This window comes from Serinicoccus sp. CUA-874 (assembly GCF_001942225.1).
Taxonomy (GTDB): domain Bacteria; phylum Actinomycetota; class Actinomycetes; order Actinomycetales; family Dermatophilaceae; genus Ornithinicoccus; species Ornithinicoccus marinus.
Genome location: NZ_MKJZ01000038.1, coordinates 120,101 through 134,430 on the forward strand (window position 1 = coordinate 120,101; position 14,330 = coordinate 134,430).

The 14,330-nt window shown below is 73.2% G+C and carries 14 protein-coding genes and 1 pseudogene; 6 read left to right on the plus strand and 9 right to left on the minus strand.

The genetic code is table 11. The features are described 5' to 3' along the window. The first annotated feature begins 309 nt into the window (after positions 1–309). On the plus strand, positions 310–1,758 hold the full coding sequence (gene ptsP / locus BJF80_RS17990; protein ID WP_237767677.1) for a phosphoenolpyruvate--protein phosphotransferase: 1,449 nt from the start codon (positions 310–312) through the stop codon (positions 1,756–1,758). A gap of 6 nt (positions 1,759–1,764) precedes the next feature. Here ptsP and BJF80_RS16320 read toward each other — a convergent pair whose 3' ends face one another. Next, positions 1,765–2,397, minus strand: coding sequence for an alpha-ketoglutarate-dependent dioxygenase AlkB (locus tag BJF80_RS16320; RefSeq protein WP_075815189.1), 633 nt, complete (start codon positions 2,395–2,397; stop codon positions 1,765–1,767). Positions 2,398–2,489: 92 nt separating this feature from the next. On the opposite strand from BJF80_RS16320, the gene recO reads away from it, so the two are divergent. Both recO and BJF80_RS16330 read left to right on the plus strand, forming a co-directional pair. After that, entirely contained in the window at positions 2,490–3,221 is a 732-nt protein-coding gene (gene recO / locus BJF80_RS16325; protein ID WP_022925618.1) for a DNA repair protein RecO, read from the plus strand. Next, positions 3,218–4,012, plus strand: a complete 795-nt coding sequence (locus BJF80_RS16330) for an isoprenyl transferase (RefSeq protein WP_075815191.1) — start codon at positions 3,218–3,220, stop codon at positions 4,010–4,012. The genes recO and BJF80_RS16330 overlap by 4 nt, the downstream gene beginning before the upstream one ends. 75 nt (positions 4,013–4,087) lie before the next feature. Here the strand turns inward: BJF80_RS16330 and BJF80_RS19425 are convergent, their stop codons facing one another. The 6 genes from BJF80_RS19425 to BJF80_RS16365 form a co-directional block, all read right to left on the minus strand. Continuing rightward, positions 4,088–5,467 carry a GNAT family N-acetyltransferase gene (locus BJF80_RS19425; protein ID WP_202817239.1) on the minus strand — a complete coding sequence of 460 codons (1,380 nt, stop codon included), beginning with the start codon at positions 5,465–5,467 and terminating at the stop codon, positions 4,088–4,090. A 166-nt stretch (positions 5,468–5,633) separates the two neighbouring features. Further along, on the minus strand, positions 5,634–6,020 hold the full coding sequence (locus BJF80_RS16345) for a Fur family transcriptional regulator (RefSeq protein WP_022925615.1): 387 nt from the start codon (positions 6,018–6,020) through the stop codon (positions 5,634–5,636). Next, positions 6,017–7,021 carry a metal ABC transporter permease gene (locus BJF80_RS16350; RefSeq protein ID WP_075815193.1) on the minus strand — a complete coding sequence of 335 codons (1,005 nt, stop codon included), beginning with the start codon at positions 7,019–7,021 and terminating at the stop codon, positions 6,017–6,019. The genes BJF80_RS16345 and BJF80_RS16350 overlap by 4 nt, the downstream gene beginning before the upstream one ends. Continuing rightward, the gene (locus BJF80_RS16355; protein WP_075815195.1) at positions 7,018–7,758 is read right to left on the minus strand and encodes a metal ABC transporter ATP-binding protein; all 741 of its coding nucleotides are present in this window, start codon (positions 7,756–7,758) and stop codon (positions 7,018–7,020) included. The genes BJF80_RS16350 and BJF80_RS16355 overlap by 4 nt, the downstream gene beginning before the upstream one ends. Then, positions 7,755–8,786, minus strand: a complete 1,032-nt coding sequence (locus BJF80_RS16360) for a metal ABC transporter substrate-binding protein (RefSeq protein WP_075815197.1) — start codon at positions 8,784–8,786, stop codon at positions 7,755–7,757. The genes BJF80_RS16355 and BJF80_RS16360 overlap by 4 nt, the downstream gene beginning before the upstream one ends. Before the next feature lie 107 nt (positions 8,787–8,893). After that, positions 8,894–9,271, minus strand: coding sequence for a DUF6703 family protein (locus BJF80_RS16365; protein ID WP_083652930.1), 378 nt, complete (start codon positions 9,269–9,271; stop codon positions 8,894–8,896). Positions 9,272–9,360: 89 nt separating this feature from the next. Between BJF80_RS16365 and BJF80_RS16370 the strand changes: the two genes are divergently transcribed. Then, positions 9,361–10,758 carry a glycine--tRNA ligase gene (locus tag BJF80_RS16370; RefSeq protein ID WP_075815199.1) on the plus strand — a complete coding sequence of 466 codons (1,398 nt, stop codon included), beginning with the start codon at positions 9,361–9,363 and terminating at the stop codon, positions 10,756–10,758. Positions 10,759–10,889: 131 nt separating this feature from the next. On the opposite strand, the gene BJF80_RS16375 is transcribed toward BJF80_RS16370, so the two are convergent. Next, a complete protein-coding gene (locus tag BJF80_RS16375; RefSeq protein WP_075815201.1) occupies positions 10,890–11,501 on the minus strand; it encodes a LysE/ArgO family amino acid transporter in 612 nt (203 codons plus the stop codon). An 82-nt stretch (positions 11,502–11,583) separates the two neighbouring features. Between BJF80_RS16375 and BJF80_RS16380 the strand changes: the two genes are divergently transcribed. After that, positions 11,584–12,480, plus strand: a complete 897-nt coding sequence (locus BJF80_RS16380) for a LysR family transcriptional regulator ArgP (RefSeq protein WP_075815203.1) — start codon at positions 11,584–11,586, stop codon at positions 12,478–12,480. A gap of 41 nt (positions 12,481–12,521) precedes the next feature. Here the strand turns inward: BJF80_RS16380 and BJF80_RS16385 are convergent, their stop codons facing one another. Further along, complete coding sequence (locus BJF80_RS16385; protein WP_075815205.1) at positions 12,522–12,965, minus strand: QcrA and Rieske domain-containing protein; 444 nt, start codon at positions 12,963–12,965, stop codon at positions 12,522–12,524. A gap of 136 nt (positions 12,966–13,101) precedes the next feature. Between BJF80_RS16385 and dusB the strand changes: the two are divergent. Beyond that, positions 13,102–14,315: pseudogene (gene dusB, locus BJF80_RS16390) on the plus strand (tRNA dihydrouridine synthase DusB). Positions 14,316–14,330: the final 15 nt, after the last annotated feature.

A 14,330-nucleotide genomic window follows, 5' to 3' on the forward strand; every position in this document is an offset into this window, starting at 1 on the left:
CGCCCGTACCGCCTTCGGGGACGAGCCGGGACCCGCCGAGCCGATGGCCGATGTGGAGACGCCCGCCCCGGCGGTCTCCGAGGAGCCGGGGGTGGCCGGGTCCGGGCTGGAGGCGGCCATGGGGCCGGCCGTGCTCGACCAGACCGTGCCGGAGCCGCGGGACCTGGAGACGGGATCTCCCGCGGAGGAGCGGGGGCGGCTGGGCGAGGCCGTGGACGAGGCATTCGACCGGCTGCGCGAGCTGGCGGGCCACGCCAGGCGCACCTGGGCCAGGGACAGGCGGAAGTCTTCGACGCGCACGCGACCCTGCTGCGCGACCCCGAGCTCAGCGCGGACGCCGACCGGCGCATCGGGGAGGGCCGTCCGGCAGCGCTGGCCTGGCAGGACGCGGTCGACGCCGTGGCGGACAGGTTCGAGCGGCTGCCGGACGCCTACCTGCAGGAGCGGGCGCAGGACGTGCGGAGCATCGGGGAGCGCGTGATGCGTCTCCTGCTGGGGGTCACCGAGCCCGAGTCGCTGGGCGAGGGGATCCTCGTCGTCGACGAGCTGGATCCCGCACTCGCCATCTCGCTGGACGCGGCCGAGATCCAGGGGGTGGTGACCCGACGCGGGGGCGGGCTGGGTCACGGCGTGCTCATCGCGCGGGCCCGTGGCGTCCCGGTGCTCACCGGGGTGGGGGACCGGGCGGCCGTGACAGCGGGCACGATGATCGCCTTCGACGTGCGCTCCGGGCGGCTCGAGATCGACCCGCCGGCCGAGGTCCAGGCGGCCTTCGGCGACATGCTGGACCGGCGCCGCCGCGAGCGCGAGCGCGCCCTGGCCGACGCCCACCTGCCGGCCCTGACCAGGGACGGGGCCAGGGTGGCAGTGAAGGCCAACGTCTCATCGGTGGCCACCGCCCGCCTCGGAGCGGGGCTCGGTGCGCAAGGGTCGGGGCTGGTGCGGACCGAGGCCGTCTTCGCCCAGTGGCACCGGGCGCCGACCGTCGAGCAGCAGGTGGAGGTCTACACCGCCATGGCGGAGGCCTTCGCACCGCACCCGGTGACCGTGCGCACGTGGGACGTCGGCGGCGACAAGCCGCTGGACTTCATCCCCGTCGCCGAGGAGGCCAACCCCTTCCTCGGGGTCCGGGGCATCCGCGCCTTCCGTGACGACCCAGGTCTCCTGCTGGACCAGCTGGAGGCGCTGTGCCGGGTGGCGCGGACCCACCGGATCAACGTGCTCTTCCCCATGGTCACCTCGGTCGACGATGTCGACTGGTCCCGGGCCCGGCTCCAGGAGGCCGCGCGTCGCGTCGGTCTGTCCGCCCCGCCGCACCAGCTCGGGGTCGGCATCATGGTCGAGGTCCCGGCGGTCGCGGTGCGGCTCACGCGGCTCGCCCGGGGGCTGGACTTCGTCTCGATCGGCACCAACGACCTGAGCCAGTACACCCTCGCCGCGGAGCGCGGCAACCCTGCAGTGAGCAGGTGGTCGGACGCGCTGGACCCCGCGCTGCTCCAGCTCGTGCGCTACATCTGCGACCGTGCGCCCCAGGGCGTCGTCGTCAGCGTCTGCGGAGAGCTCGCCAGCGACCCGGACGTCGCCGGGTTGCTCGTCGGCCTCGGGGTGCGCGAGCTCAGCGCCTCGCCGAGCGCGGTGCCCACCGTGAAGGCCCGGCTGCGGACCGTGTCACTGCGGGAGCTGCAGGACCTCGCCGCCGGTGCCGTCGCGGCCCGCGACGCCGCCGCGGTGCGTGAGCTCCTGCTCACCGCTCCCTGAGACCTCTCAGCGGACCCCGCGGGGGCGGAACTGGATGCTGATGCGAGGGCCCACCGGGGTGGTCGTCTTCGGCACACAGTGGTCCCAGGTGCGCTGGCACGACCCGCCCATGACGAGCAGGTCGCCGTGGCCGAGGACGTGCCGGATGCTGGCGCCGCCGCCCCGCGGCCGCAGGAGCAGCGCCCGGGGTGCGCCCAGCGAGACGATCGCGACCATCGTGTCCTGGTCCTTGCTGCGCCCGATCCGGTCCCCGTGCCAGGCCACGCTGTCGCGGCCGTCGCGGTAGAGGCACATCCCTGCCGAGACGAAGGGCTCGCCGAGCTCGTCGGCATACCTCGTGCTGAGGTCCACCCGGGCCCGCTCCAGCACCGGGTCCGGGAGCCGCTCGCCCTCGCGGTAGAAGCGCAGCAGCCGTGGCGTGGTCACTTGCTTGTCCCACATCTGGCGCTCCTCCCCGTGCCACTCCACGCCCGCGGGACCACCGAGCGCGAGCCGGGTGAAGAGCTCGTCGGAGCCGGTCAGCCACCCGGGCCGGACGTCGACCCAGGCGCCGTGGTCGAGCCGGGTGCGCCGCAGCGCCTCCAGCGGGCGGAGGCCGACCTCGTCGACCTGGTCCAGCAGCGAACCCTGCAGCATCATCACCTCAGTATGGAACACGTGTTCGATCTGCGCCAGGGATCGGGCGGTGTGCCGCGCCGACCGCCGCCGGGGGCGTGGTGGGACACTGGGGTATGCCCACCTACCGTGACGCCGCGATCGTGCTGCGCACCTACAAGCTGGGCGAGGCCGACCGGATCGTCATCCTGCTCGGACGCACCCGGGGCCGCATCCGTGCCGTCGCCAAGGGCGTCCGGCGCACGTCGAGCAAGTTCGGCGCGCGGCTCGAGCCGGGGATGGTCGTCGACGTGCAGTGCTACGAGGGCCGCAGCCTCGACACCATCACCCAGGCCGACGGGCTGGCGCCCTACGGCGACACGATCTCCCGCGACTACCCCTCCTGGACCGCGGCCAGCGTCATGCTCGAGACCTGCGAGCAGCTGACGGAGGAGGGCACGCCCGCGCTGCAGCACTTCCGGCTGCTCGCCGGTGGGCTCGCCGCGCTCGCGGGGGGCGAGCACGACCCGCGCCTCGTGCTCGACTCCTACCTGCTGCGTGCGCTGGCGATCGCCGGGTGGCGCGCCAGCTTCGCCGACTGCGCCCGCTGCGGCATGACCGGTCCGCACCGCGCCTTCCACGTGCCCTCGGGCGGGGTCGTGTGCCCGGTCTGCCGGCCACCGGGGTCCACCGCCCCGGCACCGGAGACCCTCGCCCTGCTGGGGGCACTGTTCACCAGCGACTGGACCGTCGCCGACGCCAGCCAGAGCAGGCACCGGGGCGAGGCGAGCGGGCTGGTCGCGGCATACCTGCAGTGGCACCTGGAACGCGGCGTGCGCTCGCTGCGCCACCTGGAGCGGACCCCGTGAGCACGCGGGAGCCGCGGCGGCCCTTCCCGCACCCGTCGGGCGCGACACCGCCCCCCGTCCCGCGCGACCTGGTGCCCCGGCACGTGGCGGTCGTCATGGACGGCAACGGGAGGTGGGCCAACCAGCGCGGCCTCAAGCGCACCCAGGGGCACGAGGCCGGGGAGGCCGCGCTGCTCGACGTCATCGCCGGGGCCATCGAGATCGGCGTCACCTGCATCAGCGCCTACGCCTTCTCCACCGAGAACTGGCGCCGCAGCCCCGACGAGGTGCGCTTCCTCATGGGCTTCAACCGCGCCGTGATCCACCGGCGCCGCGAGGAGCTCGACTCCTGGGGGGTGCGCGTCCTCTGGTCCGGTCGACGGCCGCGGCTGTGGCGCTCGGTCATCTCCGAGCTGGAGTCGGCGGAGCGGCAGACGCGCGACAACGACGTCATCACGCTCAACTTCTGCGTCAACTACGGCGGGCGGGCCGAGCTCGGCGACGCGGTCCGCAGGATCGGCGAGGAGGTCAAGGCCGGCAGGCTCTCGCCGCGCGGCATCGACGAGCGCACGATCGGCCGCTACCTCTACCACCCCGAGGTCCCCGACGTGGACCTCTTCATGCGCAGCTCCGGCGAGCAGCGCACCTCCAACTTCCTGCTGTGGCAGAGCGCCTACGCCGAGATGGTCTTCCAGGACGTGCTCTGGCCGGACTACGACCGGCGCGACCTGTGGGGCGCGATCGAGCAGTATGCCGCGCGCGACCGGCGTTACGGCGGCGCGGTGGATGCCCCCGGCGACTCGGGGTCCTGATCCGCGCGGCCCAGGGAGGCGCGGGGGAGGTCGGGGGCCGGAGGTGGACCGGGGATCCCTCGGCGGGAAGAGGGGTCAGGTCCTCCGGGCGAGGACCAGGTGCTCGGGGGAGTCGGGCGTCGCGGGGGAGCCGTCCCAGTCACCGGTGACCTCGACCACCTCGAAGCCGGCCCGGGTGAGCGAGGCCTCCAGCTCGGCGCGGGTGCGGAAGCGAAGGCTCTCGGGATAGGCGAGGTGGGCCGTCGGCAGGACCGTGTGCCCGGTGTGCGTGACGACCGGACCCCGCGGCTCACCGCTGACCTCGCCGGGCACCTCATCGACCCGCTCGACCTGCACCCACGCCGTCACCTCGCCACCGTCCGGATGCTGGTATGCCGTCCGCGTCGCCTCAGGGGTCCACCGCTCCCAGGCGCGTGCCGCCGGATTCCGGGAGTCGAAGGCGATGTGACCTCCGGGCACGAGGTGCCGGTGCAGGTGCCCGAGCACCTCGTCCCAGCCCTCGTCCGTGGTGAAGTACTGCGTGACGTGCGCCGTCATGACGACGAGGTCGGCAGCCCCGTCCAGGAGAGCGTCGGCATACCCGTGGATCCAGGAGACCGCCTCGGCGCCGGGCTTGGCCCGCGCGACGTCCAGGCCAGCCCGCGCGGGCTCCAGCCCGGTGACCTCGTGCCCGTCCCGCGCCAGCGCGATCGTCAGCGTCCCCGTGCCGCATCCCACGTCGGTGACGCGGCGGGCACCGACGCGTGCCGCGAGGGCGCGGAACCAGTCGTGGTCCCACGTGCCGGAGTTCTCCAGGTCGTAGAGCGCGGCGAGCCGCGGGTCCTCCGGCCACGCGGTCACGTCGAGGCGGCGCAGGTAGCGGCGGCACTGGTGCACCCGGGCGAAGCGCTCCCGCCAGGGCTGCGGGTCTTCGTCCGGCCCGTGGAAGAAGCCCTTGACCGGCGCGCCGAGGTCGAAGGGCGCCTCGAAGCCCTCCTCGCCGTGCGCGTCCGCGTGCTGCTCGTCGCCGCCGCGGTAGACGTGCAGGTAGGTCTCGTCGGCGACGAAGCCGTGCGCGGCATACCAGGAGGTGGCCTCCGGGTCCTCGCGCGTCCAGGCGTCGATCCAGGCGAGGTCGCGCCCCCGCAGCCGGTCCAGTGCCTCGTCCAGGAGCGCCCCGGCGACGCCCGCGCGCTGGTGGTCGGGGTGGACGGCGACGGTGTCGATGGTGGCGACCGATGAGCCCTCGTCCTCCCACAGCTCGACGTCGAGGATGCCGACGACCTCCTCGGGGCCCGGGGTCGTCATCCCCGCCGGCTTGGGTGTCACCGCGACCAGCTGCAGGGACTCGCCCTCGAAGACCGTCCGGTGCGTCTTGACGTCGTCGAAGTAGGACGAGCCGAGGAAAGACAGGGCGCGGCAGCGGAGCCAGGACGGCTCGTCGAGGTCGGCGTAGTCGCGGAGGGTGAAGCCCATGGTGTCGGTGAGGCTAGGTGCCGCCGCGCAAGAGGGCAACGAGTTTCTCTCGTCCGACTGGACGCCGGTGGGTCAACGTCCCGCCGGTTCGTCATCTGAGAGCCTCCTCGAACAGGCTCCGATGTGACGAACCGGCGCAGAGCTGACGAAGCGCTCCCAGTCACGGTCAGGAGCAGTCGCGGCAGGTGCCGAAGATCTCCAGCGTGTGCGCGACGTCGGTGAAGCCGTGCTCGGCGGCGACGCTGTCGGTCCACCGCTCGACGGCCGGACCCTCGACCTCGACGGTCCGCCCGCACGCGCGGCAAACGAGGTGGTGGTGGTGGCCGGTGGAGCACTTGCGGTAGACCGCCTCCCCGTCCCCGGTGCGCAGGACGTCCACGTCGCCGGCGTCGGCCAGGGTGGACAGCGTGCGGTAGACCGTGGCCAGCCCGACCTTGTCGCCAGAGGCCCGCAGCGTGGCGTGCAGGTCCTGCGCGCTGGTGAAGTCCTGGGTCGAGCCCAGGGCGTCGATGACGGCGCTCTGCTGGCGGGTGGGTCGTCGTGGGCTGCTCATCGGTGCACCTCCTCCGGGTCGTCCAGGGTATGCGCGTGGTCCGCGTGCTCGTCGTAGTGGCCCTCGTGCGCCGCGTGCCGGTGGCCGTCGTGGAGGTAGTCGACGTGGTCGCCGTGGGCCACCGACTCGTGGCCGCAGCCCGGGCCGTGCTCGTGCGGGTGCCGTTCGGCGTGCCGGTGACGGGCGGCGGCGAGGGCGCGTCGCGCCGCGCCCGCCGCGACGGCGAGGGCGAAGATCGCGATGGCGAGCAGCACGATCGTGCCGCCGGTGGCGGTGTCCGCGTAGTAGCTCGTGACCACCCCGCCGACCGACGACACCATCCCGAGCACGACACCCCACCAGGTCGCGGCCCGGAAGCTGCCGGAGACCTGCTGCGCGGCGGCGTTGGGGATGATCATGAGCGCGCTGATGAGCAGCAGCCCGATCACCCGCATGGCCACGACGATCGTGACGGCGGTGAGGACCGACAGCGTGATGTTGAGGGCGAGGACGCGCAGCCCGGCGGCGCGGGCATACTCCTCGTCGCCGGCGACCGCGAAGAGCCGCTGCCGCAGGACGGTCACGACCACGACGACGGCGGCGCAGAGCACTGCAAAGAGGCCGAGGTCGGCGCGCGTCGTCGTGGTGATCGCCCCGAAGAGGTAGCCGGTGAGGTTGGCGGTCTGGGTGCCGTCGACGCGGTTGATGATGACCACGCCGGCGGCGATGCCGCCGTAGAACATCAGCGCCAGCGCGATGTCGCCCGACGTGCGGCCGCGCGCACGGACCAGCTCGACGGCGACACCGGCGAGGACCGCGGCCGCCAGGCCGGTCCAGACGGGTGCGCTGTCGGTGATGACGCCGATCGCGACGCCGGCGAGGGCCACGTGCCCCAGCCCGTCACCGATGAGCGACAGCCGGCGCTGCACGAGGAAGATCCCCACCATCGGCGCTGCGAGCCCGACCAGGAGCGCGGCGAGCAGCGCGTTGCGCATGAAGTCCAGGGCCAGCATGTCGCTCATGCCGCCCCCCGTCCCGCCGCGCGGGCCCGCCGCGCCTGGTGCTCGGCATACTCCTGCGGCGTGCCGTCGAAGGTGAGGTGACCGGTGTCGATCTCGACGATGCGGTCGACGACGCCGTGCAGGGCGGCGAGCTCGTGCGTGACGACGAGCATCGTGGTGCCGTCGCGGCCGAGGCGCTGCAGCACCCCGGCGAGCACGGTCTGGCTGGCGCGGTCGACGCCCGCGGTGGGCTCGTCCAGGACGACGACCTCGGGGCGCGCCACGAGGGCGCGGGCGATGAGGACCCGCCGCTGCTGCCCGCCGGAGAGGGTCGCCACGTCGAAGCGTGCCCGGTCCCCGAGCCCGACGGCCTCGAGCGCGCGCTGCACCGCGTCACGGTCGGCGCGACCGGCCGCTCGCCACCAGGGCCGGGAGGCCAGCAGTCCGGTCGCGACGACCTCGGTCACGGTGGCGCGCACCCCGCCGGTGAGGGTATGCCGCTGCGGCACGTAGCCGGGCCGGGTCCGCTCGGAGAGGCGAGACAGCGGTGCGCCGAGGATCTCGACCTGCCCGCCGAGGTGCCGGGAGAGCCCCAGCAGGCCGGTGACGAGGGTGGTCTTGCCGGAGCCGTTGGGCCCGAGGACGGCGACGACCTCGCCGCGGCGGACGGTCAGGTCCACCCCGGAGACGACCGGTGTGCCGTCGTGGCCGAAGGCAGCGCCGGTCAGGGCGAGGACCGGCTCCCTCTCCCCGTTCACGAACAGTCCAGCCCGTCGGACAACACCTGCAGGTTGGCGCGCATGACCGCGAGGTAGTCCTGCCCGGCGGACTCCTCGGTGATGCCCGCCAGCGGGTCGAGGGTCAGCACCTGGGTGCCGGTCTCCTGCGCCACGGTGCGGGCGACCGCATCGTTGAGGATCGGCTCGGCGTAGATGGTCCGCACGTCGAGCTCCTCGACCTGCGCGGTGATCTGAGCCAGCCGGGCGGCGGACGGCTCGGCCTCGGGGGAGAGGCCGGTGATGCCGAGCTGGTGCAGGTCGTAGCGCTGGGCCAGGTAGCCGAAGGCCTCGTGCGTCGTCACGACGTCCCTGCTGGCGCAGTCGGCCAGCCCCTCCACGAACTCCTCGTCGAGGGCCGTCAGCTCGCTGACGAGGGCGGCGGCGTTGGCCTGGTAGTCCTCGGCGTGCGCCGGGTCGACCTCGGCGAACCGATCGGCGACCGTCTCTGCCACGCGCCCGTAGCGCTCCGGGTCGAGCCAGAAGTGCGGGTCCTCCCCGCCGTGGTCGTGGCCCTCGTGCTTTTCCGCGCCGTGCTCGTCGGCCGCGTGCTCCTCGGAGTCCTCGTGCTCGTCGCCGTGCTCGTCCTCCCCGCCGCCGGCGTGCTCCACGTGCTCCTCCTCGGTCTCGTCGAGCGCGAGCAGGTCGGCTGCCGGGGCCACGTCGAGGGCGATGTCCCCGGCCTGGCTGTCCACGGCCTCGTCGACCGCCGCCTGCAGCCCGGCGGAGTAGACCACGAGGTCGGCGCTGCCGAGCGAACCCACGTCGCGCGGGGAGAGCTCGAGGCTGTGCGGATCGACGCCGGGCGGCGTGAGCGACGTCACCGTGGCGTGGTCCCCGGCCACCCGCTCCACGAGGAACTCCACCGGGTAGACGCTCGCGACGACCTGCAGCTCACCGCTCGCGTCACCACCGCTGCTCCCGTCGGTAGCGGCCTCGGTCGCCCCGCAGCCGGACAGCACGAGGGCGAGGGTCACGGTGAGGGCGAGTGCAGGGGTGGGACGCGGCATACCGACAGTCTCACGAGACTGAGAATGATTGTCAAAACGCCAGCGAGCCCGCGCCTCCTGGCGGAGGGCGACCGAACCACCGCGGCCCACCGGCCGCGTCCGGGTGGTCAGCGGGGGACGAGCTGGACCAGGGTGATGGCGAGGAAGAGGAGCAGGACGGCGACCCGCATGAGGCGCTCGACACGGGTCATCCGCGGCCAGGAGAGGTAGAGCAGCCAGCAGACGAAGGCCAGGGCCGAGCCGACCATGACCCACCCCAGGGGACCGCCGAGGATGCCGCCGCCGAGGATGAGCAGCAGCAGCGCGAGGAAGGGCAGCCACACCGGCAGCCGCCCCAGCACCTCCAGCGCCGGCCGGCTGGCCCGCTCGACGTGGAGCCGCACCGGCCCCGGGCCGCGGTCGTCGACCGCGGCCCCCTCGCCGTGCCTGGCCTGGCCACCCTCGCCAGGGCCGGGCGTCGGGTGCGGCTGATCGGGAGTGCTCACCGGACCAGCGTAGTCCGCGGTCGACCCACCGCGGACGGCTCGGGTGGCGTGGGCCGGACGGTCGCCCGCGGCTGCTTAGACTTGGCGGTATGGCTCCCTCCACCGTCGATACCGTCGTGTCCCTGTGCAAGCGTCGAGGCTTCGTCTTCCCCTCCGGGGACATCTACGGCGGCACGCGCTCGGCCTGGGACTACGGCCCCCTCGGTGTGGCGCTGAAGGAGAACATCAAGCGCCAGTGGTGGCGCTCCATGGTCCAGACCCGCGACGACGTGGTCGGCCTGGACTCCTCGATCATCCTGCCCCGCCAGACCTGGGTGGCCTCGGGGCACGTCGGTGAGTTCTCCGACCCGCTCACCGAGTGCCAGTCCTGCCACAAGCGGTTCCGCGTCGACCACATGCAGGAGGCGGTGGCGGAGAAGGCGGCGAAGAAGGGGAAGGACGTGGACCCCGACGACGTCCCGCTGGACGACATCAGCTGCCCCAACTGCGGCAACAAGGCGTGGACCACGCCGCGCGAGTTCAACATGATGCTCAAGACCTACCTCGGGGTCATCGAGGACGAGTCGGGGCTGCACTACCTGCGACCGGAGACCGCGCAGGGCATCTTCGTCAACTTCGCCAACGTGCTCGGCACCTCGCGCAAGAAGCCGCCCTTCGGCATCGCCCAGACCGGCAAGTCCTTCCGCAACGAGATCACGCCGGGCAACTTCATCTTCCGCACCCGCGAGTTCGAGCAGATGGAGATGGAGTTCTTCGTCAAGCCCGGCGAGGACGAGGAGTGGCACCAGTACTGGATCGACGAGCGCACCCGGTGGTACACCGACCTCGGGATCGACAGCGACAACCTGCGCCACTTCGAGCACCCCGCCGAGAAGCTCTCGCACTACTCCAAGCGCACCGTCGACATCGAGTACCGCTTCAACTTCGCCGGCAGCGAGTGGGGCGAGCTCGAGGGCATCGCCAACCGCACCGACTTCGACCTGTCCACGCACGCCGAGCACTCGGGCCAGGAGCTGTCCTACTTCGACCAGGCCAGCGGCGAGCGCTACGTCCCCTACGTCATCGAGCCGGCAGCCGGCCTGTCCCGCTCGCTCATGACCTTCCTCGTGGACGCGTATGCCGAGGACGAGGCCCCGAACACCAAGGGCGGGGTCGACAAGCGCACCGTCCTGCGCCTCGACCCGCGGCTCGCGCCGGTCAAGGTGGCGGTGCTGCCGCTGTCGCGCAACGCCGACCTGACCCCCAAGGCCAAAGACCTCGCGTCGCGGCTGCGGCAGCACTGGATGGTCGACGTCGACGACGCCGGCGCGATCGGCAAGCGCTACCGCCGCCAGGACGAGATCGGCACCCCCTACTGCGTCACCGTCGACTTCGACACCCTCGAGGACCAGGCGGTCACCATCCGCGACCGGGACTCGATGGGCCAGGAGCGTGTCTCCCTGGACCAGGTCGAGTCCTACCTCGCGCAGCGGCTGATCGGCTGCTGAGCCCCGGTGCCCGTGGCGTCCGCGCGAGGAGTTCACGCGCGGAGGCAACCTGCGGGCATACCTGCTGCGTCATGACCCCGTGGGACTGGTTCCTCGCCGGTGACTGATCGCGTCCTCGGCCTGTGGGCTGCTCAGCCGGTGATGAGCGCCACGCCGATGGCCAGCATGACGAGCGCGATGAGCCCGTCGAGGACCTGCCATGAGCGGGGCCGGGACAGCAGCGGGGCGAGGACGCGCGAGCCGAAGCCGAGCAGGCCGAACCACAGGCCGCTCGCGGCGATCAGCCCGGCGTAGTACCACCACCGCCCGTCCGGGCCGTGGGTGTTGGCGATCGAGCCCAGGACGATGACGTCGAGGTAGAGGTGCGGGTTGAGCCAGGTCAGGGCGGCCATCGTGGTGAGCGCCCGGCGCAGCGAGAGCTGGCCACCGCCCGCGCCCGCGACCAGCCCGGCCCCGGGCCGCAGGGCGCGCCACCCGACGTGGAGGCCGTAGCCGATGACGAAGATCCCGCCGCCCCACCGGGCGATGTCGAGGAAGGCCGGCCACTCCTGCACGGCCGCACCGACACCGAGGACCGCCAGGCCGATGAGGACGACGTCCGATGCGGCGCAGAGCACGACCAACGGGCCGACGTGCTGGCGGCGTAGGCCCTGCCGGAGCAGGTAGGCGTTCTGCGCGCCGACCGCGGCGATCAGACCGATGCCGGTGAGCAGGCCGGTGGCGATGAGCGTGACGGTGTCCATGTCTCCACGCTAGGCCCGCCAGTGCCGTGCTCTTGACCAGATCACAGCAAAAGATTCTGCACAACCATTAGTCTTGCTTCACATGGACATCGATCCCGTCGGGCTGCGGACGTTGGCCTCCGTGGTGCGTGAGGGCACCTTCGACCGGGCGGCTCAGCAGCTGCACATCACTCCCTCGGCGGTCTCGCAGCGGATCCGCGCGCTGGAGTCCTCGCTGGGGCAGATCGTGCTCACCCGCACCAAGCCGGCGCGGGCCACGGCGGCCGGGGAGGTGCTCCTCAAGCTGGCCGGTCAGTGGGACCTCCTCGTCGACGAGGCGCTGGGTGAGCTCGTGCCGGAGGCGCGGGAGGGGGTATACCCGCAGGTCGCGGTCGTGGTCAACGCCGACTCCCTCGCCACCTGGCTGCTGCCGGCGCTGGCGCGGGCGCAGCGGGAGCTCGGGATCGTGCTGGAGCTGGTGCGCGAGGACGAGGAGCACGCCTCGGAGCGGGTCCGGGCGGGCAGCGCGCTGGCGGCGGTGACCGCCGACCCGCGCCCGGTCACCGGCTGCAGGCTGGAGCGGCTGGGTGCGATGCGCTACGTCGCGGCCTGCAGCCCGGACTTCCACGCCCGCTGGTTCGCCGACGGGCCGCGGGCCTCCGCGCTCGACGCCGCGCCGATCGTGCGCTTCGACCACAAGGACACGATGCAGCACCGGGTCGCCCGGCGGTGGGCCCGCCGCGGCATCGACCCGCCGGCCCACGTCATCGCGTCGAGCCGGGAGTTCGCCGAGGCGGTGCGCCTCGGGATGGGGTGGGGGCTGATCCCCATGGAGTGGGCCCGGGACTGGCTCGCCGACGGCGACCTGGTGCCGCTCGGCTCTCGGGCCGAGCACGACGTGCCGCTGCACTGGCTGAGCTCACGGTTGCCCTCACGCACCCTGGACGTGCTGACCCGGTGCGTGACGGCGCGGGCCGCGGCCACCCTGGTCCAGCGCTGACCGTCCGACGCCGCGATCCCCTGTGGCCGCCCGGCGGGCTCTCAGCCGGTGATCGAGCCGTCCTCGCCGACGCTCACCGTGACCTCCGGGAGCGCCGCCGCGGCCGGGCCGGCGAGCGGTGCGCCGCTGCCCAGGTCGAAGGTGGAGCCGTGGCAGGGGCAGCTCAGCTCGCCCTCGCCGGGCTCGACGGTGCAGCCCTGGTGGGTGCACACGGTCGAGAAGGCGTGGATCTCGCCCTCGGTCGGCTGCGTGAGGAGCACCGCTTCTCCGGCAGCGGTCGTCGCCGCCAGGGCACCGCCGACCGGCACGTCGGAGACGTTCGCGATCGCCTCGGCACCCTGCTCGGAGGTCTCCCCGGTCTCCGGCCCCGAGCAGGCCGCGAGCGTGGCGACGCCGGCCGCACCCCCGACCGCCAGCACGGCGCGCCGGGTGAGGCACGGGTGGTCGTGGCCGCACCGCGGCCCGGTCGGCTGCCTGGTGGTCATGCCGACACCCAACCGGGCGAACCTGTGGAGGCGCTGTGCGCAGGCCCGGCGGTGACGATGGTCGTCCCGGTGGTGGTGCTGGCGGAGGCGATGCTGCGTCCCCGCGCCGGTCGGGCGATGGGACAATGGGGTCGCCATGACGATCACCGCCCCTGCCCTCCCGCCGCTGCAGATCGGCCCGCACACCATCGACTCGCCCGTGGTGCTGGCACCGATGGCCGGCATCACCAACCGGGCGTTCCGTCAGCTCTGCCGGGAGTACGGCGACCAGGGGCTCGCCGCTGCCGGGTCACCCGACCGGCCCACCCTGTCCGGCTCCGGGTGCCTCTACGTCAGCGAGATGATCACCTCCCGTGCCCTGGTCGAGCGCACTCCGATCTCGATGAAGCTGATCGAGCACGGCGAGGCGGAGACGCCCCGCTCGATCCAGCTCTACGGCGTCGACCCCGGCACCGTCGGGGCCGCGGTGCGGATGCTCGCGGAGGAGGACCGGGCCGACCACGTCGACCTCAACTTCGGGTGTCCGGTGCCCAAGGTGACCCGCAAGGGCGGGGGAGCGGCGCTGCCGTGGAAGGCCGACCTCTTCCGCGGGATCGTCCGCGCCGCAGTGCGCGAGGCGGCGCCGGCGGGCATACCGGTCACCGTCAAGATGCGCGTCGCATCGACGCCGACCACGAGACCTTCCTCGACGCCGGACGCACCGCCGAGCAGGAGGGCGCGGCCGCGGTGGCGCTCCACGCCCGCACCGCCGCGCAGGCCTACTCCGGGCAGGCGGACTGGTCCCGGATCGCCGAGCTCAAGCAGGCCGTCACCTCGATCCCGGTGCTCGGCAACGGCGACATCTGGTCGGCTGACGACGCCCTGGCGATGGTCGAGCAGACCGGCTGCGACGGCGTGGTCGTCGGGCGCGGCTGCCTGGGTCGGCCGTGGCTGTTCACCGACCTCGCGGCCGCCTTCGCCGGCTCGCGGGTGCGGGTGGAGCCCACACTCCGGGAGGTATGCCGGGTGCTGCGCCGGCACGCCGAGCTGCTCGCGGACTTCCACGAGGACGAGGGTCGTGGCTGCCGCGACATCCGCAAGCACATCGCGTGGTACACCAAGGGCTTCCGGGTCGGGGGCGAGCTGCGGCACCGGCTCGGGCTCGTCGACTCTCTCGCCGACCTCGACGAGCTCATCGCCACCCTGGACCTCGACCAGCCCTGGCCGGGGGAGGCCGCCGACGGCCAGCGGGGGCGCGCCGGGTCGCCGCGCGTCGTGGCGCTGCCCGACCGGTGGCTCGAGAGCCGTGAGCTCGACGGGCTCCAGCAGGCCGAGGTCGCGCAGGCCGAGCTGTCGGTCAGCGGGGGCTGAGCGCTTCCACCCTGC

Excerpts from the sequence above, each read along its gene's own strand:
- BJF80_RS16320 (WP_075815189.1), bottom strand. The coding sequence starts at position 2,397 with ATGATGCTGCAGGGTTCGCTGCTGGACCAGGTCGACGAGGTCGGCCTC.
- recO (WP_022925618.1), top strand. The coding sequence starts at position 2,490 with ATGCCCACCTACCGTGACGCCGCGATCGTGCTGCGCACCTACAAGCTG.
- BJF80_RS19425 (WP_202817239.1), bottom strand. The coding sequence starts at position 5,467 with ATGGGCTTCACCCTCCGCGACTACGCCGACCTCGACGAGCCGTCCTGG.
- BJF80_RS16345 (WP_022925615.1), bottom strand. The coding sequence starts at position 6,020 with ATGAGCAGCCCACGACGACCCACCCGCCAGCAGAGCGCCGTCATCGAC.
- BJF80_RS16350 (WP_075815193.1), bottom strand. The coding sequence starts at position 7,021 with ATGAGCGACATGCTGGCCCTGGACTTCATGCGCAACGCGCTGCTCGCC.
- BJF80_RS16360 (WP_075815197.1), bottom strand. The coding sequence starts at position 8,786 with ATGCCGCGTCCCACCCCTGCACTCGCCCTCACCGTGACCCTCGCCCTC.
- BJF80_RS16370 (WP_075815199.1), top strand. The coding sequence starts at position 9,361 with ATGGCTCCCTCCACCGTCGATACCGTCGTGTCCCTGTGCAAGCGTCGA.
- BJF80_RS16375 (WP_075815201.1), bottom strand. The coding sequence starts at position 11,501 with ATGGACACCGTCACGCTCATCGCCACCGGCCTGCTCACCGGCATCGGT.
- BJF80_RS16380 (WP_075815203.1), top strand. The coding sequence starts at position 11,584 with ATGGACATCGATCCCGTCGGGCTGCGGACGTTGGCCTCCGTGGTGCGT.
- BJF80_RS16385 (WP_075815205.1), bottom strand. The coding sequence starts at position 12,965 with ATGACCACCAGGCAGCCGACCGGGCCGCGGTGCGGCCACGACCACCCG.